Annotated in this window: 20 protein-coding genes; 18 read left to right on the top strand and 2 right to left on the bottom strand. The window is 70.6% G+C overall.

Translation table 11 applies throughout. From position 1 onward, the window contains the following. Nucleotides 1-198 precede the first annotated feature (198 nt). From ACFZAX_RS21775 to ACFZAX_RS21725, 11 genes are all read left to right on the top strand, one after another. Entirely contained in the window at nt 199-1,836 is a 1,638-nt protein-coding gene (locus ACFZAX_RS21775; RefSeq protein ID WP_390963511.1) for an ABC transporter substrate-binding protein, read from the top strand. A gap of 168 nt (nt 1,837-2,004) precedes the next feature. Then, nucleotides 2,005-2,937, top strand: coding sequence for an ABC transporter permease subunit (locus ACFZAX_RS21770; protein ID WP_390963509.1), 933 nt, complete (start codon nt 2,005-2,007; stop codon nt 2,935-2,937). After that, a complete protein-coding gene (locus ACFZAX_RS21765; RefSeq protein ID WP_390963508.1) occupies nt 2,930-3,874 on the top strand; it encodes an ABC transporter permease subunit in 945 nt (314 codons plus the stop codon). Before ACFZAX_RS21770 ends, ACFZAX_RS21765 begins: the two co-directional genes overlap by 8 nt. Before the next feature lie 11 nt (nt 3,875-3,885). Next, entirely contained in the window at nt 3,886-4,944 is a 1,059-nt protein-coding gene (locus ACFZAX_RS21760; protein ID WP_390963507.1) for an oligopeptide/dipeptide ABC transporter ATP-binding protein, read from the top strand. Continuing rightward, on the top strand, nt 4,937-6,079 hold the full coding sequence (locus ACFZAX_RS21755; RefSeq protein WP_390963506.1) for a dipeptide ABC transporter ATP-binding protein: 1,143 nt from the start codon (nt 4,937-4,939) through the stop codon (nt 6,077-6,079). Before ACFZAX_RS21760 ends, ACFZAX_RS21755 begins: the two co-directional genes overlap by 8 nt. A 219-nt stretch (nt 6,080-6,298) precedes the next feature. Next, entirely contained in the window at nt 6,299-7,933 is a 1,635-nt protein-coding gene (locus ACFZAX_RS21750; RefSeq protein ID WP_390963505.1) for an ABC transporter substrate-binding protein, read from the top strand. A 96-nt stretch (nt 7,934-8,029) separates the two neighbouring features. Then, the gene (locus tag ACFZAX_RS21745) at nt 8,030-8,953 is read left to right on the top strand and encodes an ABC transporter permease subunit (protein WP_390963504.1); all 924 of its coding nucleotides are present in this window, start codon (nt 8,030-8,032) and stop codon (nt 8,951-8,953) included. Beyond that, on the top strand, nt 8,946-9,926 hold the full coding sequence (locus tag ACFZAX_RS21740) for an ABC transporter permease subunit (RefSeq protein WP_390963502.1): 981 nt from the start codon (nt 8,946-8,948) through the stop codon (nt 9,924-9,926). The genes ACFZAX_RS21745 and ACFZAX_RS21740 overlap by 8 nt, the downstream gene beginning before the upstream one ends. Before the next feature lie 13 nt (nt 9,927-9,939). After that, nucleotides 9,940-10,917 carry an oligopeptide/dipeptide ABC transporter ATP-binding protein gene (locus ACFZAX_RS21735; protein WP_390963500.1) on the top strand — a complete coding sequence of 326 codons (978 nt, stop codon included), beginning with the start codon at nt 9,940-9,942 and terminating at the stop codon, nt 10,915-10,917. Further along, on the top strand, nt 10,907-12,241 hold the full coding sequence (locus ACFZAX_RS21730; protein WP_390963499.1) for a dipeptide ABC transporter ATP-binding protein: 1,335 nt from the start codon (nt 10,907-10,909) through the stop codon (nt 12,239-12,241). Before ACFZAX_RS21735 ends, ACFZAX_RS21730 begins: the two co-directional genes overlap by 11 nt. 177 nt (nt 12,242-12,418) lie before the next feature. Continuing rightward, the gene (locus ACFZAX_RS21725) at nt 12,419-13,735 is read left to right on the top strand and encodes a hypothetical protein (RefSeq protein ID WP_390963497.1); all 1,317 of its coding nucleotides are present in this window, start codon (nt 12,419-12,421) and stop codon (nt 13,733-13,735) included. A gap of 48 nt (nt 13,736-13,783) precedes the next feature. On the opposite strand, the gene ACFZAX_RS21720 is transcribed toward ACFZAX_RS21725, so the two are convergent. Continuing rightward, the gene (locus ACFZAX_RS21720) at nt 13,784-15,913 is read right to left on the bottom strand and encodes a prolyl oligopeptidase family serine peptidase (protein WP_390963496.1); all 2,130 of its coding nucleotides are present in this window, start codon (nt 15,911-15,913) and stop codon (nt 13,784-13,786) included. 215 nt (nt 15,914-16,128) lie between these two features. Between ACFZAX_RS21720 and ACFZAX_RS21715 the strand changes: the two genes are divergently transcribed. The 7 genes from ACFZAX_RS21715 (at nt 16,129) to ACFZAX_RS21685 (ending at nt 23,418) form a co-directional block, all read left to right on the top strand. Beyond that, nucleotides 16,129-16,323: a hypothetical protein gene (locus ACFZAX_RS21715; RefSeq protein WP_266708674.1), complete on the top strand. Its 195-nt coding sequence runs from the start codon at nt 16,129-16,131 to the stop codon at nt 16,321-16,323. 168 nt (nt 16,324-16,491) lie between these two features. Further along, nucleotides 16,492-17,418, top strand: coding sequence for an N-acetyl-1-D-myo-inositol-2-amino-2-deoxy-alpha-D-glucopyranoside deacetylase (gene mshB, locus ACFZAX_RS21710; RefSeq protein ID WP_390963495.1), 927 nt, complete (start codon nt 16,492-16,494; stop codon nt 17,416-17,418). Beyond that, complete coding sequence (locus ACFZAX_RS21705) at nt 17,415-17,885, top strand: DUF6113 family protein (protein ID WP_390963493.1); 471 nt, start codon at nt 17,415-17,417, stop codon at nt 17,883-17,885. The genes mshB and ACFZAX_RS21705 overlap by 4 nt, the downstream gene beginning before the upstream one ends. Nucleotides 17,886-18,060: 175 nt before the next feature. Further along, complete coding sequence (locus tag ACFZAX_RS21700) at nt 18,061-20,199, top strand: hypothetical protein (protein WP_390963491.1); 2,139 nt, start codon at nt 18,061-18,063, stop codon at nt 20,197-20,199. A 215-nt stretch (nt 20,200-20,414) separates the two neighbouring features. After that, entirely contained in the window at nt 20,415-21,350 is a 936-nt protein-coding gene (locus ACFZAX_RS21695) for an ATP-binding cassette domain-containing protein (protein ID WP_390963490.1), read from the top strand. Between the two features lie 128 nt (nt 21,351-21,478). After that, nucleotides 21,479-22,165, top strand: coding sequence for an ABC transporter permease (locus tag ACFZAX_RS21690; RefSeq protein WP_390963634.1), 687 nt, complete (start codon nt 21,479-21,481; stop codon nt 22,163-22,165). After that, a complete protein-coding gene (locus ACFZAX_RS21685) occupies nt 22,162-23,418 on the top strand; it encodes a histidine kinase (protein ID WP_390963489.1) in 1,257 nt (418 codons plus the stop codon). The genes ACFZAX_RS21690 and ACFZAX_RS21685 overlap by 4 nt, the downstream gene beginning before the upstream one ends. A gap of 200 nt (nt 23,419-23,618) precedes the next feature. Here ACFZAX_RS21685 and ACFZAX_RS21680 read toward each other — a convergent pair whose 3' ends face one another. Beyond that, nucleotides 23,619-24,356, bottom strand: a complete 738-nt coding sequence (locus ACFZAX_RS21680; RefSeq protein ID WP_390963488.1) for an HSP18 transcriptional regulator — start codon at nt 24,354-24,356, stop codon at nt 23,619-23,621. Nucleotides 24,357-24,364 lie beyond the last annotated feature (8 nt).

The raw sequence follows: 24,364 nt of genomic DNA, 5'->3' as shown, positions 1-24,364 counted from the left end.
ACCCTTTAAGTGTGGTTTACAGCCTCGGAGTACCCAATAGTTGGCTCCATTGAGCTCGGGTCAATGGGTCACGCACTGTGGGGAGTGCGCCGACTCACGAGCACACTTGGGGCACCATGACCATCACCCTCAGAGGGGAGGGGATGGACGAGAGGTGCCCCTCTTGTAGTCATAAGTGGACTCATGAGGAGGAAACCCATGCGCGGTGCCAAGAGCGCCAAGTGGGTCGCGGGAGCGGCCATCATCGCCCTGGCCGCAACGGCCTGTGGCGGCGGCAAGGACGACGCCAAGGACAGTGGAAGCGCCAAGGGTGCGGTCGACCCGAACGGCATCTTCTCCATCGAGGTCGGCGAGCCGCAGAACCCGCTGCAGCCGGCCAACACGATGGAGTCGAACGGCAGCATCGTCACGGACGCGATCTTCTCGCAGCTCGTGGACTACGACCCGTCCGGCAAGCTGGTGATGGTCAACGCCGAGTCCGTGGACACCACCGACTCGAAGCTGTGGACCGTCAAGCTGAAGGCCGGCTGGAAGTTCCACGACGGCACCCCCGTCACGGCGGAGTCCTACGTCAAGGCCTGGAACTGGGCCGCGAACATCACGAACGCGCAGACCAACGCGTCGTGGTTCAGCGACATCAAGGGCTACGCGGACGTGCACCCCGACGGTGACGGCGCCAAGCCGAAGGCCGACGCCATGTCCGGCCTGAAGGTCGTGGACGACACCACGTTCACCATCGAGCTCAACTCGGCTCTGCCGTACTTCTCCTACAAGCTCGGCTACACGGTGTTCTCCCCGCTGCCCGAGTCCTTCTACGCGGACCCGAAGGCCGCCGGCGAGAAGCCGGTCGGCAACGGCGCGTACAAGTTCGTCAGCTGGGACCACAAGAAGCAGATCAAGGTCGTCCGCAACGACGACTACCAGGGTCCGGACAAGGCGAAGAACGGTGGTGTGATCTTCAAGAACTACACCACCCTCGAGACCGCCTACGAGGACCTGAAGTCCGGCAACGTGGACGTGCTGCGCCAGCTCGCGCCGAAGGACCTCCCGGTCTACAAGGCCGACCTCGGTGACCGCGCCGTGGACAAGGCGTACTCCGCCATCCAGACGCTGGGTGTCGCCTTCTACTCGCCGACCTTCAAGGGCATCGACCCGAAGGTCATCCAGGGCCTGTCGATGGCGATCGACCGGAACACCATCACCAAGACGGTCCTCCAGGGCACGCGTGAGCCGGCGACCGGCTGGGTCGCCAAGGGCGTCCTCGGCTACCAGGACAACGTCGCGGGTGACGTCACCACCTACAACCCGACCAAGGCCAAGGCCCTCATCAAGGAGGGTGGCGGCGTTCCGAAGAACAAGATCTTCATTCAGTTCAACGCCGACGGCGGTCACAAGGAGTGGGTGGAGGCCGTCTGCAACAGCATCACGCAGGCGACGGGCGTGCAGTGCGCCGGCGACTCCAAGACGGACTTCCAGGCCGACCTGAACGCGCGTGACGCGAAGGAGGTCAAGTCCTTCTACCGCAGTGGCTGGGTGCTCGACTACCCCGTCAACGCCAACTTCATCAGCGACCTGTTCAAGACCGGCGCCGCCGGTAACCAGGGCGGCTTCTCCAACCCTGAGCTGGACAAGCAGATCAAGGCCGCGGACTCCGCCGCCTCGCTCGACGAGTCGGTCAAGGCCTACCAGCAGATCGAGAAGGAACTGGTCGACTACATGCCGACCATTCCGCTCTGGTACTACAAGGTCAACGCCGGTTACTCCGAGAAGGTCCAGAACGTCCAGTACGCCCAGGACGGCGACCCGGTCCTGACCGGTGTCGAGGTCAAGAAGTAATACCGACGTAGTCAGCGGGCCGGTACCGGACCGAACTGACATCGGACCTGTACCAAAGCCTGCACGCAGTGGCCGGGGGGCCCTTCCGCACCTCGGACCGACCCATCGGGGAGGTCCGTCGCACGGGAGGGCCCGTCGGCTGCCGCTGCCGATTTACATGGAGGCACGATGGGGCGCTATGTCGTACGGCGACTGCTCCAGATGATCCCGGTCTTCATCGGGACAACCCTGCTGATCTTCCTGATGGTCTACACGCTGCCCGGCGACCCCGTCCGCGGGCTCTTCGGGGACAAGGGCGCCGACCCGGCGACCCTCGCGGCGATGAGACACCAACTCGGGCTGGATCAGCCGATCCTGGTGCAGTACTGGGATTACATGAAGGGGATCCTCTTCCACTTCGACTTCGGCAACCAGATAGCGAGTGGACGGCCCGTCACCGACGTTCTCGGCGACGCGTTCCCGGTCACCCTGCGACTCGCCGGAATCGCCTTCGTCATCGAGATCGTCCTCGGTGTCGGGCTCGGCATGATCGCCGGTCTGCGCGCGGGCAAGCTGACGGACAACATCGTCCTCATCGTCACGCTGCTGATCATCTCGATGCCCGTCTTCGTGATCGGCTTCCTCGTCAAGTCGGTGTTCGCGTTCCAGCTCGACTGGATCTCGCCCAACGTCTCCAACGACGCCACCTGGGGCGAGCTCTTCACACCGGGCATCGTGCTCGGATCGCTCTCGCTCGCCTACGTCGCCCGGCTCACCCGGACGACCATGGCGGAGAACCTGCGCGCCGACTACATGCGTACCGCGGTCGCCAAGGGTCTGCCCAAGCGCCGCATCGTGGGCGTGCACCTGATGCGCAACTCGCTGATCCCGGTCGTCACCTTCCTCGGCACGGACCTCGGCGCCCTGATGGGTGGCGCGGTCGTCACCGAAGGCCTGTTCAACGTGAAGGGGATCGGCGGCACCATCTTCGAGTCGATCGTCCGCCGCGAGGGCACCACCCTCGTCGGGCTGGTCACCATCCTGGTGCTCGTCTACCTCGTCATGAGCCTCATCGTCGACCTGCTGTACGCGGTCCTGGACCCGAGGATCCGGTATGCCTGACATGACCAAGACCGCGACCACCCCCGAGGACCCCATGTCCGCGGCCGAGCCCGTCGAGGCCGTCAGGTCCGAGAAGGCGCGCAGCCTCTGGGGCGACGCCTGGATAGACCTGCGCCGCAACTGGTACTTCCTGATCTCGGCCGTCCTCATCCTGATCCTGATCGTCATCACGGCGTTCCCGGGCCTGTTCACCGACGCCTCGCCCACCACGGGCGACCTCGTGCACCACTTCCTCAGCAAGCCCGAACTGGGCAAGGTCGGTTCGGACGGCTGGCTGGGCTACGACGGCCAGGGCCGCAGTGTCTACGCGCGTGTCATCTACGGCACCCGCGCCTCGGTGATCGTGGGCGTCGGGGTGACGGTGCTGGTGACCGTGTTCGGCGGACTGATCGGCATGCTCGCCGGTTACTTCGGCGGCTGGATCGACGCGGTGCTCTCCGGATTCACCAACATCTTCCTGGGCGTGCCCTTCCTGCTCGGTTCGATGGTCGTCCTCCAGGCGTTCACCGAGCGCTCCACCCTGGTGGTCGTCATGGCGCTGGCCTTCCTCGGCTGGACCCAGATCGCCCGTGTGATGCGCGGGGCGGTGATCACCGTCAAGCAGGCCGACTTCGTCCAGGCGGCCAGGGCGCTGGGCGCCGGGACCAACCGGATCCTGTTCCGGCACATCCTGCCGAACGTCATGGCCCCGGTGATCGTCGTCGCGACGATCTCGCTGGGTGTCTACATCTCCGCCGAGGCGACCCTGTCCTACCTGGGCCTCGGCCTCGCCGCCCCCACGGTCTCGTGGGGCATGGACATCTCCGACGGCGCGAGCCAGATCCGGGTGGCGCAGCACATCCTGCTGTACCCGTCGATCATGCTCAGCATCACCGTCCTGGCGTTCATCATGCTCGGCGAAGCCGTCCGTAACGCCCTCGACCCGAAGACGCGATAAGGAGGGCGCACGTGACCAGCATCGATCAACTCGTAGAAATCCCGGCCGCGCGCTCGGGGGACGACCACGTCGGCCCCCTGCTCGAAGTACGTGACCTGCACGTGGAGTTCCACACCCGGGACGGCGTGGCCAAGGCCGTCAACGGTGTCAACTACTCGGTGGACGCCGGCGAGACGCTCGCCGTGCTCGGCGAGTCGGGCTCGGGCAAGTCCGTGACCGCGCAGGCGATCATGGGCATCCTCGACATGCCGCCGGGCAGGATCCCGCAGGGCGAGATCCTCTTCCGCGGCCAGGACATGCTCAAGATGTCCAACGAGGAGCGCCGGAAGATCCGCGGCCGGAAGATCGCGATGATCTTCCAGGACGCGCTGTCCTCGCTCAACCCCGTGCTGAGCGTGGGGTACCAGCTCGGCGAGATGTTCCGCGTGCACCGGGGACTCTCCAAGAAGGAGGCGCGGGCCAGGTCCATCGAGCTGATGGACCAGGTCAAGATCCCGGCCGCCGCCGCGCGCGTCTCGGACTACCCGCACCAGTTCTCCGGCGGTATGCGCCAGCGCATCATGATCGCCATGGCGCTGGCCCTGGAGCCCGACCTCATCATCGCCGACGAGCCGACCACGGCCCTCGACGTGACGGTCCAGGCGCAGGTCATGGACCTGCTCTCGGAGCTCCAGAGCGAATACAACATGGGCCTGATCCTGATCACCCACGACCTCGGTGTGGTGGCGGACGTCGCCGACAAGATCGCCGTGATGTACGCGGGCCGGATCGTCGAGACCGCGCCGGTGCACGAGATCTACAAGGCGCCCGCGCACCCGTACACCAAGGGCCTCCTCCAGTCGATCCCGCGCCTGGACCAGAAGGGCCAGGAGCTCTTCGCGATCAAGGGCCTGCCGCCGAACCTGCTCAACGTCCCCTCGGGCTGCGCGTTCAACCCGCGCTGCACGATGGCGCAGGACATCTGCCGCAGCGAGATCCCGCTGCTGCACCAGGTGACCGACCGGGACGGTGCCGAGCAGGCAGGGCGCGGCAGCGCCTGCCACTTCTGGAAGGAGACGATCCATGGCTGACATCGAGAAGAAGTCCGTGGACGCCACCCCGAGCGTCACCCCGGTGGAGACGGTCGACGCGGCCACGGAGGCCGAGGCGGTCGCCGCCATCGACGCCCCGGTGGCGCAGGGCGAGCCGATCCTCCAGGTCCGCAACCTGGTCAAGCACTTCCCGCTGACCCAGGGCATCCTGTTCAAGAAGCAGGTCGGCGCGGTCAAGGCCGTGGACGGCGTCTCGTTCGACCTGTACGCGGGCGAGACCCTCGGCATCGTGGGCGAGTCCGGCTGTGGCAAGTCCACGGTCGCGAAGCTCCTGATGACGCTGGAGCGGGCCACGGCCGGCGAGGTCTTCTACAAGGGCCAGGACATCACCAAGCTGTCCGGCCGGGCGCTGAAGGCGGTCCGCCGGAACATCCAGATGGTGTTCCAGGACCCGTACACCTCGCTCAACCCGCGCATGACGGTCGGCGACATCATCGGCGAGACCTTCGAGATCCACCCCGAGGTGGCCCCGAAGGGCGACCGGCGCCGCAAGGTGCAGGAGCTGCTGGACGTCGTCGGCCTGAACCCGGAGTACATCAACCGGTACCCGCACCAGTTCTCCGGCGGTCAGCGCCAGCGCATCGGCATCGCCCGCGGCCTCGCGCTCAACCCGGAGATCATCATCTGCGACGAGCCGGTCTCCGCGCTCGACGTCTCGGTGCAGGCCCAGGTCATCAACCTGATGGGGAAGCTGCAGGACGAGTTCAACCTCTCCTACCTCTTCATCGCGCACGACCTGTCCATCGTCCGGCACATCTCCGACCGGGTCGGGGTCATGTACCTCGGCAAGATGGCGGAGATCGGCTCGGACGAGGAGATCTACGACCACCCGACGCACCCCTACACCCAGGCGCTGCTGTCGGCGGTCCCGGTCCCCGACCCGGAGGCCCGCGAGGGCCGCGAGCGGATCATCCTCACCGGTGACGTCCCCTCGCCGGCGAACCCGCCGTCCGGCTGCAGCTTCCGCACCCGGTGCTGGAAGGCGCAGGACAAGTGCGCCGCGGAGACCCCGCTGCTCGCGATCCCCGAGCGGTTCAAGTCCGTGGACACCCCGGCGGCGCACGCTTCGGCATGCCACTTCGCCGAGGAGAAGGACGTCGTCCACGCGGCCTGACCCCCGACACCCCGCACGGGCCCGTGCGCGCGGAACGCTCCGGCGTTCCCCGCGCACGGGCCCGTCGGCGTACCGGGCGGTGTGCGTGCGTGACGGCGAAGGGTTCTGACGGCGTACGGCCCGGAGCGCCCGCCCCGTACGGGCGACGTGAACATGCGGCCGGGGTGCGCATGGGTTCCGATGGGCTGAGCTACCCATAGGACTCATAGGAGGCACTCCATGCGCGGAGCCACACACGTCAAGTGGGCCGCATGCGCGGTGGCCGTCGCACTGGCCGCGACGGCCTGTGGCGGGGGCGACGACAGCGGCAGTGGCGGCGGTGGCGCCGACGGGATCGTCAGTTCCTCCTGGGGCGACCCGCAGAACCCCCTGGAGCCCTCGAACACCAACGAGGTGCAGGGCGGCAAGGTCCTCGACATGCTCTTCCGGGGTCTCAAGCGGTACGACCCGAAGACCGGCGAGGCCAAGAACATGCTCGCCGACAAGATCGAGACCAGCGACGCGACGAACTACACCATCACGGTCAAGGACGGCTGGACCTTCTCCAACGGCGAGAAGGTCACCGCGAAGTCCTTCGTCGACGCCTGGAACTACGGCGCCGCGCTGAAGAACAACCAGAAGAACGCCTACTTCTTCCAGTACATCGACGGCTACGAGAAGGTCCACCCCGAGAGCGGCTCCGCCTCGGCCACCTCGCTCTCCGGCCTCAGGACCACCGGCGACCTGACCTTCACGGTGAAGCTGTCGCAGAAGTTCTCGCTCTGGCCCGACACCCTCGGCTACGCCGCCTTCTCGCCGCTGCCGCAGAGCTTCTTCGACGACCACGACGGCTGGCTCTCCAAGCCCGTCGGCAACGGCCCCTACACCATCGATCAGTACGCCAAGGGCTCGTCGATGAACCTGCGCCGCTGGGACAAGTACCCCGGCGACGACAAGGCGGCGAACGGCGGCATCGACCTCAAGGTCTACACCGACAACAACACCGCCTACACCGACCTGACCGCGGGCAACCTCGACCTCGTCGACGACATCCCCGCCTCCCAGCTCACCAACGTCCAGTCCGACCTCGGCGACCGCTACATCAACACCCCGGCCGGCATCATCCAGACCCTCGCCTTCCCCTTCTACGACAAGGAGTGGGACTCCGAGAACGGCCGCAAGGTCCGCCAGGGGCTGTCGATGGCGATCAACCGCCGGCAGATCACCGACCAGATCTTCCACCAGACCCGGACCCCCGCCTCCGACTGGACCTCCCCGGTCCTCGGCGAGGAGGGCGGCTTCAAGAAGGGCCTGTGCGGCAAGGAGTGCGAGTACGACGCCGACGCGGCCAAGAAGATGATCAGCGACGCCGGCGGCATCCCCGGCGGCCAGCTGAAGATCTCGTACAACGCCGACACCGGTTCCCACAAGGAGTGGGTCGACGCCGTCTGCAACAGCATCAACAAGGCGCTGGACAACAACCGGGCCTGTGTCGGCGGCCCCGTCGGCACCTTCGCCGACTTCCGCAACCAGGTCTCCCAGCAGAAGCTGCACGGCGCCTGGCGCGCGGGCTGGCAGATGGACTACCCGCTCATCCAGAACTTCCTCCAGCCGCTCTACTACACCAACGCCTCGTCCAACGACGGCAAGTGGAGCAACCAGGAGTTCGACGACCTCGTCGACAAGGCCAACGCCGAGACCGACAAGGCCGACGCGGTGAAGACCTTCCAGGACTCCGAGCAGGTGCTCGTCGAGCAGATGCCGGTCATCCCGCTCTGGTACCAGAACGGCAGCGCCGGCTACTCCGACCGGGTCTCGAACGTCGCGCTGAACGTCTTCAGCGTCCCCGTCTACAACGAGATCAAGGTCAAGTGACCCGCTGAAGCCGGGTGACCGGGGCGGAGCACCGCCCCGGTCACCCGGCTTCCCCGTCCCGGCCCCCGCTTCCGCCCCGACCCCCCGGAGCCCCACATGGGACGTTATGTGATCCGGCGACTGCTGCAGATGATCCCGGTCTTCTTCGGCACCACGCTGCTGATCTTCCTCATGGTGAACGTGATGGGCGACCCCATCGCGGGTCTCTGCGGCGACCGCCAGTGCGACCCCGCCACCGCCGCCCAGCTGCGGTCCGAGTTCGGCCTCGACAAGCCCGTCTGGCAGCAGTACCTGACCTACATGGGCAACGTCTTCACCGGCGACTTCGGCACCGCGTTCAACGGGCAGAAGGTCACCGAGCTGATGGCCACCGCGTTCCCCATCACCATCCGGCTCACCATCGTCGCCATCGTCTTCGAGATCGTCATCGGCATCAGCCTCGGCGTCCTCACCGGCCTGAAGCGGGGCCGGCCCGTCGACACCACCGTGCTGATCCTGACCCTGGTCGTCATCTCCGTCCCGACCTTCGTCACCGGCCTGCTGCTCCAGCTGCTGCTCGGCGTGAAGTGGGGCATCATCAGCCCCTCGGTCTCCTCGGCCGCCCCGCTGGACGAACTGATCGTCCCCGGTCTCGTCCTCGCCTCGGTCTCGCTCGCCTACGTCGCACGGCTCACCCGGTCCTCCATCGCCGAGAACGCCCGCGCCGACTACGTACGCACCGCCACCGCCAAGGGGCTGCCCCGGCGCCGGGTGATCGTGCGGCACCTGCTGCGCAACTCGCTGATCCCGGTCATCACCTTCATCGGTACGGACGTGGGCGCCCTGATGGGCGGCGCCATCGTCACCGAGCGGATCTTCAACATCCACGGCGTCGGCTACCAGCTCTACCAGGGCATCCTGCGCCAGAACACCCAGACCGTCGTCGGGTTCGTCACCGTCCTGGTCCTCGTCTTCCTGGCGGCCAACCTGATCGTCGACCTCCTGTACGCCGTACTCGACCCGAGGATCCGCTATGCCTGAGCCCGAGCCGTACTCGCAGGACGGGGCGATCTCACCGGCGGGAGCCGGCGGGCCCATGGACCTGGCCCTCGAAGAGGGCGAGACGCTGGAGAGGCCGCCCGGCCACGACGGCGGGGGCCCCTCCGAGAAGCCCCGCAGCCTCTGGTCCGACGCCTGGCGCGACCTGCGGCGCAACCCGGTCTTCATCGTCTCCGGCCTGGTCATCCTCTTCCTGGTGGTCATCTCCATCTGGCCGTCCCTCATCGCCGACGGCGACCCCCTCCAGGCCGACCTCTCCGACGCCCAGAAGGGCCGGGAGCCCGGACACCCCTTCGGCTTCGACGGGCAGGGCCGCGACGTCTACACCCGCGTGGTCTACGGAGCCCGCACCTCCGTCACCATCGGCGTCTGCGCCACCCTCGGCGTCGGCATCCTGGGCAGCATCCTCGGCGGACTCGCCGGGTTCTTCGGCGGCGGCTGGGACGCGGTGCTCTCCCGCATCACCGACGTCTTCTTCGGCATCCCGGTGGTCCTCGGCGGTCTGGTCTTCCTCTCCGTCGTCACCAGCTCCACCGTCTGGCCCGTCGTCGGCTTCATCGTCCTGCTCGGCTGGCCGCAGATCGCCCGCATCGCCCGCGGCTCCGTCATCACCGCCAAACAGAACGACTACGTCCAGGCGGCCCGCGCGCTGGGCGCCTCGAACTCGCGGATGCTGCTCCGCCACGTCGCCCCGAACGCCATCGCCCCCGTCATCGTCGTGGCGACCATCGCGCTCGGCACGTACATCTCCCTGGAGGCGACCCTCTCCTACCTCGGCGTCGGCCTGAAGGAACCCGCCGTCTCCTGGGGCATCGACATCTCCGCCGCGTCCAACTACATCCGCAACGCCCCGCACATGCTGCTGTGGCCCGCGGGAGCGCTGGCGGTCACCGTGCTGTCGTTCATCATGCTCGGCGACGCGGTGCGCGACGCCCTCGACCCCAAGCTGCGCTGAGGAGTCCGCTGCCATGCTGCTGGAAGTGCGCGATCTGCACGTGGAGTTCCACACCCGGGACGGCGTCGCCAAGGCCGTCAACGGCGTCAACTACTCGGTGGACGAGGGGGAGACGCTCGCCGTGCTCGGCGAGTCCGGCTCGGGCAAGTCGGTCACCGCGCAGGCGATCATGGGCATCCTCGACATGCCGCCCGGGAAGATCAGCGGCGGCGAGGTCCTCTTCAAGGGCCGCGACCTGCTGAAGCTCAAGAAGGACGAGCGGCGCAGGATCAGGGGCCAGGAGATGGCCATGATCTTCCAGGACGCGCTCTCCTCCCTGAACCCCGTGCTCACCGTCGGCGACCAGCTCGGCGAGATGTTCCGGGTGCACCGGGGGATGTCCCGCAAGGAGTCCCGCCGGAAGTCGATCGAGCTGATGGACCGGGTCCGCATCCCGGCGGCCAAGGAGCGGATCGGGAACTACCCGCACCAGTTCTCGGGCGGTATGCGCCAGCGCATCATGATCGCCATGGCGATGGCGCTGGAACCCGCGCTGATCATCGCCGACGAGCCGACCACGGCCCTCGACGTGACGGTCCAGGCGCAGGTCATGGAGCTGCTCGCGGAACTCCAGCAGGAGTACCGCATGGGCCTGATCCTGATCACCCACGACCTCGGTGTGGTCGCCGACGTCGCCGACAAGATCGCCGTGATGTACGCGGGCCGGATCGTCGAGACCGCCCCCGTGCACGAGATCTACAAGGCCCCCGCGCACCCGTACACCAAGGGCCTCCTCCAGTCGATCCCGCGCCTGGACCAGAAGGGCCAGGAGCTGTATGCGATCAAGGGACTCCCCCCGAACCTGCTGCGCATCCCGCCCGGCTGTGCCTTCAACCCGCGCTGCCCACTGGCCCGGGACGTGTGCCGCACCGACGAGCCGCCGCTGTACGACGTGGCCGAGCACCGCGCGAGCGCCTGCCACTTCTGGAAGGAGACGCTCGATGCACGCTGACCACTCCGGGGGCCGGAAGGAGGCGCGCGAGGAGGGCGAGATCGCCGCCACCCTCCTCTCCGAGTCACGCCGGCTCTCCGCGTGGGCCGAGGGAGAACCGATCCTCCAGGTCCGCGACCTCGCCAAGCACTACCCGCTCACCCAGGGCATCGTGTTCAAGAAGCAGGTCGGTGCGGTCAAGGCCGTCGACGGGGTCACCTTCGACCTCTCGGCGGGCGAGACCCTCGGCATCGTGGGGGAGTCGGGCTGCGGCAAGTCCACCGTCGCCAAGATGCTGGTCCACCTCGAACGCCCCACCGCCGGTGTCATCCGCTACAAGGGCGAGGACGTCACCAAGCTGTCCGGCCGGGCGCTGAAGGCGGTCCGCCGGAACATCCAGATGGTGTTCCAGGACCCGTACACCTCGCTCAACCCGCGCATGACGGTCGGCGACATCATCGGCGAGCCGTACGAGATCCACCCCGAGGTCGCCCCGAAGGGCAGCCGGCGGCAGCGGGTGCAGGACCTGCTGGACGTGGTGGGGCTCAACCCCGAGTACATCAACCGCTATCCGCACCAGTTCTCCGGCGGCCAGCGCCAGCGCATCGGCATCGCCCGCGGCCTCGCCCTCAACCCCGAGATCATCGTGGCCGACGAACCCGTCTCCGCCCTCGACGTCTCCGTGCAGGCGCAGGTCGTCAACCTGCTGGACCGCCTCCAGGCCGAGTTCAACCTCAGCTTCGTCTTCATCGCCCACGACCTGTCCATCGTCCGGCACATCTCGGACCGGGTCGGGGTGATGTACCTCGGCAGGATCGTCGAGATCGGCACCGAGGAGGAGATCTACGACCACCCGACGCACCCGTACACCCAGGCGCTGCTCTCCGCCGTCCCGGTGCCCGACCCGGAGGCCCGCGAGCACCGGGAGCGCATCATCCTGCACGGGGACGTGCCCTCGCCCGCCAACCCGCCCTCCGGCTGCCGCTTCCGCACCCGGTGCTGGAAGGCGCAGGAGCGGTGCGCGGTGGAGGAGCCGTTGCTCGCCGTCCCGGAGGCGTTCACGGCGGTCCAGGGCCCGCCCCACCACGACTCGGCCTGCCACTTCGCGGAGGAGAAGCAGGTGGTCGCGGTGGAGGACGAACGGGTGCTGCCGCCGGGGACGGAGACGGACCGGGGTGCGGACACGGCTCCGGGCGCGGATTCAGGTACGGAACCGGCTCCGGGTACGGATCCCGGTACGGCGGCCCCGGATCCCGGTACGGCGGCCCCGGATCCTGGTACGGCCCCGGATCCCGGTACGGACCCGGGTGCGGGCCAGGGGCCGGGCGGCGGGGAACATCGTTAACAGTGAGGCAACTTGGCTGTCGCCACACCGATATACGAACGCCGCATCATGGACAGCGTACGGCCGTGCGGGTGCCGTGGACCGGCCGGGACGACTTCGTGTCGTCCCGGCCGGTTGCCCGTTTCCCGGCCCTCCGGCCCCCTTGTCGGGTGGTCCCGCGCGGTAGAGGATCCTGCCGTGACACTCACACGGGGAGCCCGCATCACGGGCACGGTCCTCAGCGCCGTGCTCGCTCTGATCAACCTCGGCTGGATCGTCCGGGACCTGCGGGTCCTCGGCGGACCCGGCCCCCTCTGGGACTTCTGGTCCGGGACGCCCGAGCGCTTCCCCACCGGAATCCCCGCCACGACCGGCGGCACGCTGGTCCTCCTCCTCGTCCAGGTGGTCACCGCCTTCGTCGTGCCCCGCTCGCCGGCCGCCGCCGGGGCGCTGGTCGCCACCGGCGCGACCACTCTGGTGTTGCGGCTTCCCGGCGTCTGGACCACCACCGCCTCGTGGATGGGCGGTTATTCCGACGAGCTCCGCCTGCGCGCGACGATCTGCACCGCCCTCACCCTGGCGGTCGCGATCGCCATGATCGTGACCGCTTCGGCCGGACGACGGCCCGCCGAGGAGGTGGGGCTCCTCGCGCCGACCCGGCCCACCGCGGGCGCCGCGGTCGTCGCCTTCCTCGCGCTCGGGACCGCCGGGTTGGTGGTGATCGCCTGGGAGATCCGGCAGTTCTTCGTCTACCCGGCCGAGCTCTACCCCGACTGGTACATCGGCGGGCGGGTGGCCGGCAGCACGCTCGTCGACCCACCGGGCGGCTGGTCCACCGTGACCGTGGCGCTGCTCGCCCTGTTCGCCGCGGTCTCGGCGCTCGTGCGCGCCGTGCACTCCCGGCCGTTCGCCATGGTCGCCGCACCCTTCCTGCTGCTCTCCGGCGCTCTCGGCATCGCCCGCGGCATCCGGCTGGACCTGTTCGGGACGTTCTCCGACGTGGGGCTGGAAGCGCAACTGACCATGGCCACCTGGGTGTTCCTCCCCCTCGCGGGGGTCGTCGCGCTCCTGGTGGCCGCCCTCCCCGGGCGGCCCGAGGCCGAGGGCGGACCGGGCGAGGGATGGGGGCCGGGTGCCCCGGGGTACGGCTACCCGCCCCTGGAGCCTCCCGGCCGGGCCCCCGGCTACGGCTATCCGTACCCGTCGTCGGCCCCGGGCTCCGGGTACCCGCAGACGTCCGGCTCCCCGTACGCGGGCGGCGCGGGGTACGGCTACCCGTCCGCCGGGCAGGACGGGGGGTACGGCACCGGGCAGGACTCCGGGCAGAACTACGGACAGGACTCCGGGCAGAACTCCCGGCAGGACTACGGGCAGGGCCCGGCGGAGGGCGCCGGTCCGGGATACGGCCCTCCACCGGGTGGCGGCTTCGGGCCGCCGCCCCCGTCACCGCCGCCCCCGCCCCCGTCGCCCCCGTCCTCCCCGCCGCCGCCCTCGTCGCCGCCGCGCGGCTGGTGAGCCCGGGGGGCCTGCCCGTCGGCCCGCTCCCGGTCGGCCTGCCGCCGGTCAGCCCGCCGCGGGCAGGCCCAGGGACCGCCTGAGGAACTCCACCTGGAGCAGGAGCAGGTTCTCCGCGACCTGCTCCTGCGGGGTCATGTGCGTGACCCCGCTCAGCGGCAGCACCTCGTGCGGGCGTCCCGCCGCCAGCAGCGCGGAGGAGAGCCGCAGGGCGTGCGCGACCACCACGTTGTCGTCGGCCAGGCCGTGCACGATCATCATCGGCCGTACGGTGTCCGCCGGTTCGGACAGCCCGTCGTCGGTCACCAGCGAATTGCGCGCGTACACCTCGGGCTGCTCGGCGGGGTCGCCGAGGTACCGCTCGGTGTAGTGGGTGTCGTAGAGCCGCCAGTCGGTCACCGGAGCGCCCACGACCGCCGCGTGGAACACGTCGGGGCGGCGCAGCACCGCGAGGCCCGAGAGGTAGCCGCCGTACGACCAGCCGCGCATCGCCACCTTCGACAGGTCCAGCGGGAAGCGCCCGGCCAGCGCCCGCAGGGCCTCGATCTGGTCGTCCAGAGTGAGCGCGAAATCGTCCCGTACGGCCTTCTCCCAGGCGGGGGAGCGGCCCGGGGCACCCCGGCCGTCGGCCACGACCACCGCGAAGCCCTGGTCGGCGAACCACTGGGAGGTGAGGTGGGCGTTGTACGCGGCGACCACACGGCGGCCGTGCGGGCCGCCGTACGGGTCCATCAGCACCGGGAGCGGACCATCCGACTCCTGATAGCCGGTGGGCAGGAGTACGGCGCACGGAATGCGCCGTGCGCCCCCTTCGGTGAGGACCGGACGGGCCCGCAACACGGGTTCCTGGGCGTGGCTGGCCACCTCGGCGACCTGCTTGCCGTCCCGCAGGACGCGTACGGTCGCGCCGGGGCGCTCCAGGGAGGTGGAGAACAGCACCGTCAGGGGGCCGGAGCGGACCGCCGAGTGGACGCCTACCCCTTCCGACATCCGTTCGACGCCCAGTTCGTTCACCCGGTACACATGGCTCTCGCCGGTCTCCGGTGCGGCGGCCTCCTCGCCCGCCACCGCCTGCACCAGGATGTCGGACCCGCCGATGTCCAGGACCGCCTGGAGGTGCAGCCGTGCCCCGGTCAGCGCCCGGTCGCCGACGTGCAGGACCCGGGCCCCCGCCTCGTCCGCGATCCGTACGAGCCGCCCGTCCGGGGTCCACGCGGGCACCCCACCGAAAAGATCCAGCCACACGGGGTCCTCGTCCGCGTGCACGGTCCGGGTCGCCCCGGTCTCCGGGTCCACCGCCAGGTACAGCTGACCGCGCTGGTCACGGGCCTGGACCAGCAGCAGCGGCGCACCCGCCGACGACCAGTGGACCCGGGCCAGGTACGGGTGGCGCGCCCGGTCCCACTCCACCTCGGTGCGCCCGCCCGCCAGGTCCATGAGGAAGAGCCGGACCCCGGCGTTCGGGGTGCCCGCCGCCGGGTAGGCGACCTCGGCCGGCCTGCGCTCCGGGTGCGCCGGGTCGGCGATCCACCAGCGCCGGACCGGGCTGTCGTCCGCCCGGGCCACCAGCAGCCGGTCCGACTCCGGCGACCACCAGAAGCCCCGGTGCCGGTCCATCTCCTCGGCCGCGACGAACTCCGCCAGCCCGTAGGTGAGGTGCTCCTCCTCCGGTTCGGCCACCGCCCGGTCCCCGGTCCCGTCCGCACCGACCACCCGCAGCGCGCCCCGCACGACGTAGGCGACGTGCCTGCCGTCGGGGGAGGGGCGGGGGTCGATCACCGGTCCTGGGACGGGCAGCGCCCGTGCCGTACCGGCGCGCAATTCGGCCACGTACACCGTGCCGGAGAGCGCGAAGGCGGCCAACTCCGCCTCGGCGTCCACCGCGTACCCGACGATGCCGGCGCCGCCCTCACGGGTGCGTTCGCGCCGGGCCCGCTCCTGCGGCGACAGCTCCTCCGACGAACCGCCCAGCAGGGCCCCGGGGTCGGCGGCGACGCGTTCCTGGCCGGTGGAAGGGTCCAGCACCCAGAGCCGGTTGACCGGATCCGTACCCGAGGAGGAGCGCAGGAAGACGACCCGCGTCCCGTCAGGTGAGACGGAGAAGGCCCGGGGCGCACCGCGGGTGAATCGCTGGGTCCGTGCGTGCTGGAGGGGAAAAGACAGCTTCTGCGAGGTCATGGGCCGAAACCTAGCCGGAGGGCCGCCGTCCGTGCGCCCCCTTGTGCTGCCGTGACCCGGACAATGCCGTGGCACGGATAGTTATGATCCGTAGCGCTCGGTGGGTAGGAACCTGCTGGGCTCTTCGTTGCTGCCCGACCGCTGTCCGTCCAGACCCGATGTGTTCGATCTGTCCGATGTTTCCGTCGCGACCGTACTGATGGAGGTGAACCGCCGTGGCACTCTCGATTTCGGCGGTAGTGCTGCTGGCGATCGTCGTCTTCCTGCTGATCCGGAAATCCGGGCTCAAGGGCGGACACGCGGCGATCTGCATGCTGCTCGGGTTCTATCTGGCGAGTTCTTCCATCGCCCCGACGATCGCGGACCTCACGTCGAACGTCGCGGGCATGATCGGCAGCATCAAGTTCTGACGGGCCGCCTCCGGACGGCCCAGGGGCTTGACCGCCCGGCGCGCGCACGAGGTCCGAGGCCCCCGGACGCGTCCGGGGGCCTCGGACCTCGTGCCGTCGGGCGCCCCGGTCGTGTGAACCGAGGACGCCGACGTCCGGAGGGTGCGCCGGGCTCGTAGGGTGGTCCTCATGAAGGACCTTCCCGCCCGCCGTCTGCTGCTCGTGCACGCGCACCCCGACGACGAGTCGATCAACAACGGCGCCACCATGGCCAAGTACGCCTCCGAGGGCGCCCACGTCACGCTCGTGACCTGCACCCTGGGCGAGGAGGGCGAGGTCATCCCGCCGTCGCTGGCGCATCTCACGGCCGACCGGGACGACGCGCTGGGCCCGTACCGCGTGGGCGAACTCGCCGCCGCCATGAAGGAGCTGGGGGTCACCGACCACCGCTTCCTCGGCGCCCCGGGCCGGTATCGCGACTCCGGGATGATGGGCACCGAGCAGAACCACCGCCCCGGCGCGTTCTGGGACACCGCCGTCGACGACGCGGCGGCCCCGCTGGTGGACGTCGTCCGTGAGGTCCGCCCGCAGGTCCTGGTGACGTACGACCCGGACGGCGGATACGGCCACCCCGACCACGTCCAGGCGCACCGGGTGGCGATGCGCGCGGCCGAACTCGCCGCCGACCCCGGGTACACCACCGGCTCCGGAGCCCCTGACGCGCCGCACGCCATCGCGAAGATCTACTGGAACCGGATGCCCCGCCCGGTCGCCGAGGAGGCGTTCGCCCGGCTCCGGGCCGAGGCGCCCGCGGTGTTCGGCGGGATCGCCGGGATCGACGAGGTGCCCGGGGTGACCGACGAGTCGGTGATCACCACGGAGATCGACGGCGGCCCGGCGCACGCGGCGGCGAAGGCGGCGGCCATGCGGGCCCACGCCACCCAGGTCACCGTGCACGAGCCCTGGTTCACCCTCTCCAACGACAAGGGCCAGCCCCTCTTCACCACCGAGTACTACCAACTCGTCCACGGCGTGCGGGGCGGTGACGGTCCGCGCGAGCGCGACCTCTTCGCGGGGCTGCCCGAGGCCGCCGCGGACGCGGGGGTGCGGGCATGAGCGGCAAGAAGGACCGGGCCCGCGCCGAGGCCCGCGCCCCGCGCACCAACGCACCGCCCCGGGCGCCGGAGCCCACCGGGATCGCCGCACCGCTCAACCCCCGCCGGATCGGCGCGTACGTCGGTCTCGCGGTCCTCGGGGCCCTGGTCTCGCTGGCCGGTTCGCTGGTCCAGGGGGCCTGGTTCCCCGGCGGTCTGCTGCTGGCGCTGGCCGGTGCGGCGGGAGTCTTCTACGGCGGGCGCGTCCTCACCCGTACGCAGCTCGGCGCCTTCGCGCCCGCCGCCGGCTGGCTGATCGCGGTGGTGGTGGCGCTCAACGGACGCCCCGAGGGCGACTACTTCTTCGGGGGCGGCGACGAGATCGGTCTGGCTCTCTTCGTCCTCGGAGGGATGGTGGTCGCTGTGATCTGTGCCACCATCGACAAGGGGCCGGTTTCGGCCAACGGCCAGCAACGTTCAGGCCGGTGACATGCCTTGAGCGGCAGCTCGGGGGCATCCACAGGTGTGAGGCGCCGGTGGAGGTTTCCACCGGCCGTGAAACGCCCGTGCGCGGCGGCCAGTATGGTGGTGCGCGCGCCGAGCCGTCCCCTGGCCTGCGGCATGGGGGAAGTACGGGCGGCGGAGCCAATCGGGAGAACCTGCTTTGAGTCGTGAAACTGACAGTTCGTCCTCCGGGCCCCAGGGGCGCGGTGGTGCCGCCTATCCGTCGGGCACGCCGCCGTACGGATCACGCCAGTACCCGTCGTTGCACCCGACGCAGGACGGCGTGGACCCCGCACCGGAGTCCGCCCAGGAATCCCCCCGGTCGTCACGGCCCGACGAGCCCAGGACCGAGACGACCCTGACGACGCGCATCCGGATCAACATCCCCGGTTCGCGGCCGATCCCGCCCGTCGTGATGCGTACGCCGATGGCGGAGGGCGACAACGCCCCCGACCCCGAGCGCACCGCCGTCACGCCGCTCCCGGGCGCGGGGACCCCCGCTCCCGGGCAGCCGGCCGGTGAGACCGCGTCCGCCGCGGAGACGCGCGAGGGCGGTGACCCCGAGGGGACGCCGGCCGAGCCGTCCGCCAAGGAGAAGCCCACCAGCGACTGGTTCGCCCCGCGCAAGACCCCGGCCACCAACTCCGTGCTGGGCACCCCGGGCACGTCCGCCGGTGGTCCTGCCGGGGGAACCGTGCCCGGTCCCGCCGGAGCGGAGCCGCAGTCCGGCCCGCGTGACGGTTCGCCGTACTTCGACGGCCCGCAGAGCGGCTTCCCCGCCGCTCCTCCGGCCGGCCGGAGCGCCCTGGACAGCATCGACGCGGACCTGACCGACTCCGGCCGGCCCACGCCCGACCTCGGGACGCGTCCCCCCGGCCCGGCCGGCTCCACGACCGGACCGGCGGCCGGCACCGCCGGCTTCCCGACGCCCGGTGCCGGTGGCCCCGGCACGCCCAGCCACGGAACTCCCGGCCTCGAAATCCCGGGCCTCGGAATTCCGGGCCTCGGGAACCCCGCGGGGCAGGGCCGGCCCGGCCTCACGGTCCCGGGCGGCCCCGGTGCCCCGGGTGGTTCCGGCGCGCAGGGCGGTCCCGGCGGCGCCGGTGTTCCGGGCTCCGTGCCCCGGCTCTCCGACGACACCGCGATCCTGACCCCGCAGGCCCCCGCACCCGTCCCGGGCGGCGGACACGTCTCCGGTGACACCCTCACCGGCGGCATCCCCGTCGTGCCCGGCGGCCCGCGGCTGTTCCCGCCCCGCCCCGAGGGTGCGGACGGGCCGAACGCCGCACCGCAGGGGCCCTCGGGTCCCACCGCTCCGCGCCCGGCCCAGCCGGCCGCCGCGCCCGCCCGCAAGGGCCGGTCCAAGACGGTCCTGCTCGGCGTCGCGGTCGTCGTCCTGGCGGGCGTCGCGTACGGCGCGGGCCTGCTGATGAACCACTCCGAGGTCCCCAAGGGCACCACGGTTCTCGGTCTGGACATCGGCGGGGGCACCAGGACCGAGGCGGTGAGCAAGCTCGACGCCGAGTTCGGCAAGCGCGCCCAGGCGCCGCTGAAGCTCTCGGTCGACGGCAAGCAGACGGCACTCTCCCCGGAGAAGGCCGGCCTGGAGCTGGACAGCGAGGAGACCGTGCGCGAGGCGGCGGGCAGCGACTACAACCCCGTCTCCGTGATCACCTCCCTCTTCGGCGGGGCACGCCCGGCCGACCCGGTGATCCCGGTCGACGAGGAGAAGCTCGGCGCGGCGCTCAACGCCCTGTCGGGCCAGTCCGGTTCCGCGACCGACGGCACCATCGAGTTCGAGCCGAACAAGGCCGAGCCGGTGGCGGGCAAGCCGGGCAAGGGGATCGACGTCAACCAGTCGATCATCGCCGTACGGGACGCCTACCGCGCCCAGGTGCAGACGGGTACCTCCGCCGTCGTGGAGCTGCCGGTCGTCACCCAGCAGCCCACCATCACCCAGGCCGAACTCGACCGGGCGATGAAGGAGTTCGCGGAGCCCGCCATGTCCGACCTGATCACCATCCAGGCCGGCGGCAAGGAGATCCAGTTCGGCCCGGCGCGCTCCCTGCCGCAGATCCTGTCGATGAAGCCGGTCGACGGCAAGCTGGTGCCGTACTACGACAAGAAGGCCATCGAGACCCTCTGCGACGGCGTCTTCGACGGCGTCACGGCGCTCAAGGCCGACGGCAAGCAGCACCCGATCGGAGCCGACGACGTGGCCAAGGCCATGCAGACGGCGCTGCTCGGCAAGACCACCGCGGAACGCACCGTCACGATCGACCTCACCGGCCAGGGCTGACCGGGCCTGCCCGAAGCGTTTCCGCACACCGCCCCGTCCGGGTCCTCCGGGCGGGGCGGTGGCGTATGCGACGGACCCGGGGCCGCGCGGACGCGGGTGTACCGGTCGTCACCCCCCCCGGGCGGCCCCTTCACCCGCCCGGTATGACATCTGTCATCGCCGATCACAGCCCGCCGTCCCTGCCGTCCGTACCTCCCGTCGGCGAGGCTGTACGCATGACAACGACAGCCCCCGGAGCGACCGCCGCAGCCACGGCCGTGGTCAGCTTCGACCAGGTCAGCAAGGCGTACGGCGACGTGCGCGCGGTCGACGGGCTCCACCTCGACCTGCATCCCGGCGAGACGGTGGCGCTGCTCGGCCCCAACGGTGCCGGGAAGTCCTCCACGCTCGACCTGCTGCTCGGTCTGCGCAACGCGGACAGCGGCACGGTCCGGATCTTCGGCACCACCCCGCAGGAGGCCATCGCCGCCGGGCGGGTCGGCGCGATGCTGCAGAGCGGCGGGCTGATGGAGGACGTCACCGTCGAGGAGCTCGTCCGGCTCGCGTGCAGCCTCCACCCGCGTGCCTACCCGGTCGCCGAGGTGCTGGCCCGCGCGGGGATCGCCCCGATCGCCGGCCGCATGGTCAACAAGCTCTCCGGCGGCCAGGAGCAGCGGGTGCGGTTCGCGCTGGCCACCGCCGGGGCCAACGACCTGATCGTGCTCGACGAGCCGACCACCGGCATGGACGTCACCGCCCGCCAGGCGTTCTGGGCGACCATGCGGGAGCAGGCGGACCAGGGCCGTACCGTCCTGTTCGCCACCCACTACCTCGAAGAGGCCGACGCCATCGCCGACCGCGTCCTCGTCCTCCACAAGGGCCGGCTGCTCGCCGACGGAACCGCCGCCGAGATCAAGGCCATGGCGGGTGTCCGCCGGATCTCGTTCGAGCTGGAGGGGCCGATCGACGAGACGGCCCTGCGGGCCCTGCCGTTCCTCTCCGCGCTCGACATCAGCGGCGACCGGGTCCGCATCCAGTCGCAGAACGCCGACGCGACCGTCCACGCGATCTACGGCCTCGGCCTCTACCCGCGCGCACTCGAAGTAGCCGGACTCGGCCTGGAACAGGCCTTCGTCGCCATCACCGAGGCCGAGGAGGCCCGAACCGCATGACGAACACCACCAGCGCGACGACTGTCGTGGGCGGGAAGACCGCCGCGCGCGCGACGAGCCGGGCGAACCTCTTCTCCGGGGTGCTGATCCGGCTCGAAGTGACCCGCACCCTGCGGAACAAGAAGTTCATGTTCTTCTCGGTCCTCTATCCGTCGGTGATCTACCTGGCGGTCTCCAGCACCCAGAACACCACCGACACGGTCCCCGGCACCCACCTGACCCTGCAGGCCTTCTTCATGGTCGCCATGGGCTCCTTCGGGGCGCTGACCGCCGTCCTCATGGGCAACAGCGAACGCATCGCCAAGGAACGCGAGAAGGGCTGGGTGCGCCAGCTCCGTCTGACCGCGCTGCCCGGTCACGCCTACGTCCTCGGGAAGATCGCCAGTGCCGCGATCGTCACCCTGCCCTGCATTGTGGTCGTGTTCGTGGTCGCCGCCGCGGTCAAGGGCGTACGCCTCGACGCCTGGCAGTGGTTCGCGCTGACCGGGGTCATCTGGGCCGGATCGCTCGTCTTCGCCGCCCTCGGCGTGGCCATCGGCTACGTGGCCAGCGGTGACGCGGTCCGCCCGATCACGATGATCATCTACTTCGGGCTGTCGATCCTCGGCGGCCTGTGGATGCCCGCCTCCACCTTCCCGCAGTGGCTCCAGAACATCGCCCAGTGGCTGCCCACCCACGCGTACGCTGCTCTCGGCCAGGCCATCGAGACCGGTGGCGCACCGCACGCCAAGGACGTCATGCTGCTCCTCGCGTATTTCGTGATCTTCGCGGGCAGCGCGGCCTGGCTGTACCGGAAGGACACCCTGAAGGCGTGAGCGACGACCAGACCTGGGTGGGGATCGGCCGCCCACCCGCGACCCGTCGCCAGGTGGGGATGAAGCTCCTCTGGATCTGTGTCTGGCTGGCGTTCATGAGCGCACCGGTGAAGGACCTCGTCGACGGGGACCACAGCCCGTGGGCCACGGTGTCCGGTGGCCTCGGCCTGGCCGCTTTCGTCGGTGTCTACCTCCGGTTGGTCTTCCGCCACACTTCTCGGTCCCCGTCGATCTCGCAGGCCGGGCGGGCCCTCGCCCTGCTGACCGGGCTGGCCGTCGTCCTCGCCCTGACGCTCGGGCCTCCGTGGCTGGTGCTCTTCGTCTACGTCAGCGTCTCGGTCGCCGCGACCCTGCCGCTGCGTATCGCCGGCTGGCTGGTCCCCGCGGTGTGCGCGCTGATGGCCGGACTCGGTCTCGGTGCCGGCGGGGAGGGAGCGCGGGACCTGGCCGTCGAACTGCTCCTTCCCGCGCTGCTCGCCGCCTTCGCGATGACCGGGGTACGGCAACTGGTCCGTACGACGGTCGAACTGCGCGAGGCACGGGCCACCGTGGCCCAGCTCGCCGCCAACGAAGAGCGGTTGCGGCTCGCCCGCGATCTGCACGACCTGCTCGGCCACTCGCTCTCGCTGATCACCCTGAAGAGCGAGCTGGCCGGGCGGATGCTCCCCGGCCACCCCGAACAGGCCGCCCTCCAGGTCGCCGACATCGAACAGGTCAGCCGCCAGGCCCTGGCGGACGTACGCGACGCCGTCACCGGCTACCGCCGCCCCACCCTCCCCGGCGAACTGGCCGGAGCCCGTACGGCGTTGGCCGCGGCGGGCATCACCGCCGCCGTCCCCACCGACGTGCCGGACCCGGACGGCCTCACCGCCGGCGTACCGGCCACGGACGCGCTGCCCGCGGGCTCCGAGGAGGCCCTCGCCTGGGGGCTGCGGGAAGCCGTCACCAACGTCGTGCGCCACAGCGGGGCCAGGACCTGCACGGTCACCCTCGCTCCCCGGCAGACCCTGGCCGGCCGGTTCCTCGAACTGACCGTCGTGGACGACGGCCGGGGCGGGGCGGGCCTCACGTCCGGTATCGCGTCCGGCGCCGAGACCGGCGCCGAGCCCGGCAACGGCCTCACCGGTCTCCGTGAACGCCTGGCCGCCGTGGACGGCACCCTGAGCACCGGCCCCGCCGACGCCGGCCGGGGCTTCCGGCTCACCCTCAGCGTCCCGCTGGATGCGTCCGATCCGACCGCGCCCCGACCATGAACCGGCAGCGCTCCGACCATGGACCGGCAGCGCTCCGGTGGCGAACCGGCAGCGCTCCGGTGGCGAACCGACAGCGCTCCGGCGGCGAACCGGCAGCGCTCCTGCCGCGAACCGACAGCGCTCCGGCGGCGAACCGGCAGCGCCCCGACCATGAACCGGCAGCGTTCCGGCAGCGAACCGGCCGGGAATGGGGGTGCGGGTCAGGTCGCTCGGTCCTCGCGGCTGTTCCGGCGGAGCTGGTCGGCGTGCCGGGTCATGGCATCGACGCTGTCCGCCAGGTCCGCGTCGCGCTCCCGCAGGTGAGGGCCCGTATCGGTGAGCGGGCGGACGAGTCGGGCGGCGTCGTTCTCGGCGAGGGCGAGGTTCAGGTCGCCGACGGCGGCCGTGGCCCCTTCGGGCAGGCCGGTGAGCGCGGTGACCCGGCCCGCGAGCCGGCGCAGGTCGGCCGCGTTGTCGCGGGCCCAGCTGGTGACCGAGCGATCTGCGGCGCGGTCGTCGCGGGTGGCCTGTACGCGCTGTTCGCCGGTACTTCCCGCCGTGCCGGGGCGGTTGCGCAGGTAGCGGCGTTCGGCGGCCTGCCGGCTCGCGACGCCGAGCGGTCCCGCGAGGTCGGCCCAGCTCGCCCCCCGGTCGCGTGCGGTCTCGATCAACCCGGCCTCCCAGCCCGCGAGTTGCTCCCGGATCTCGCGCAGCATCAGCAGCGCCGCGAGCGCGGGGTGCGGGCCTGATCCGATGTCCGCCGCCGGTTCCGCTTCCGGGCCCGCCCCCGGCGCGTGGCCAAGGGCGGACGGCGGGGCGCCGGGGGAGGACGGGGCGGTGGAGGGGCGCCGCGCGTCCCTGACCACCTGGTCGATGGCGTGCAGCGCCGTGGCGGCGGCCAGGAAGGTGACGGGTTGCTCGGGAGAGGGGTGCGGGGCGGGTTCGGAGGTCTCGTTCATGGCGTTCT

The organism is Streptomyces sp. NPDC008125 (genome assembly GCF_042957125.1).
Taxonomy (GTDB): domain Bacteria; phylum Actinomycetota; class Actinomycetes; order Streptomycetales; family Streptomycetaceae; genus Streptomyces.
The sequence above is the reverse complement of the archived record's forward strand: the minus strand, read 5'-3'. Positions and strand labels throughout refer to the sequence as shown.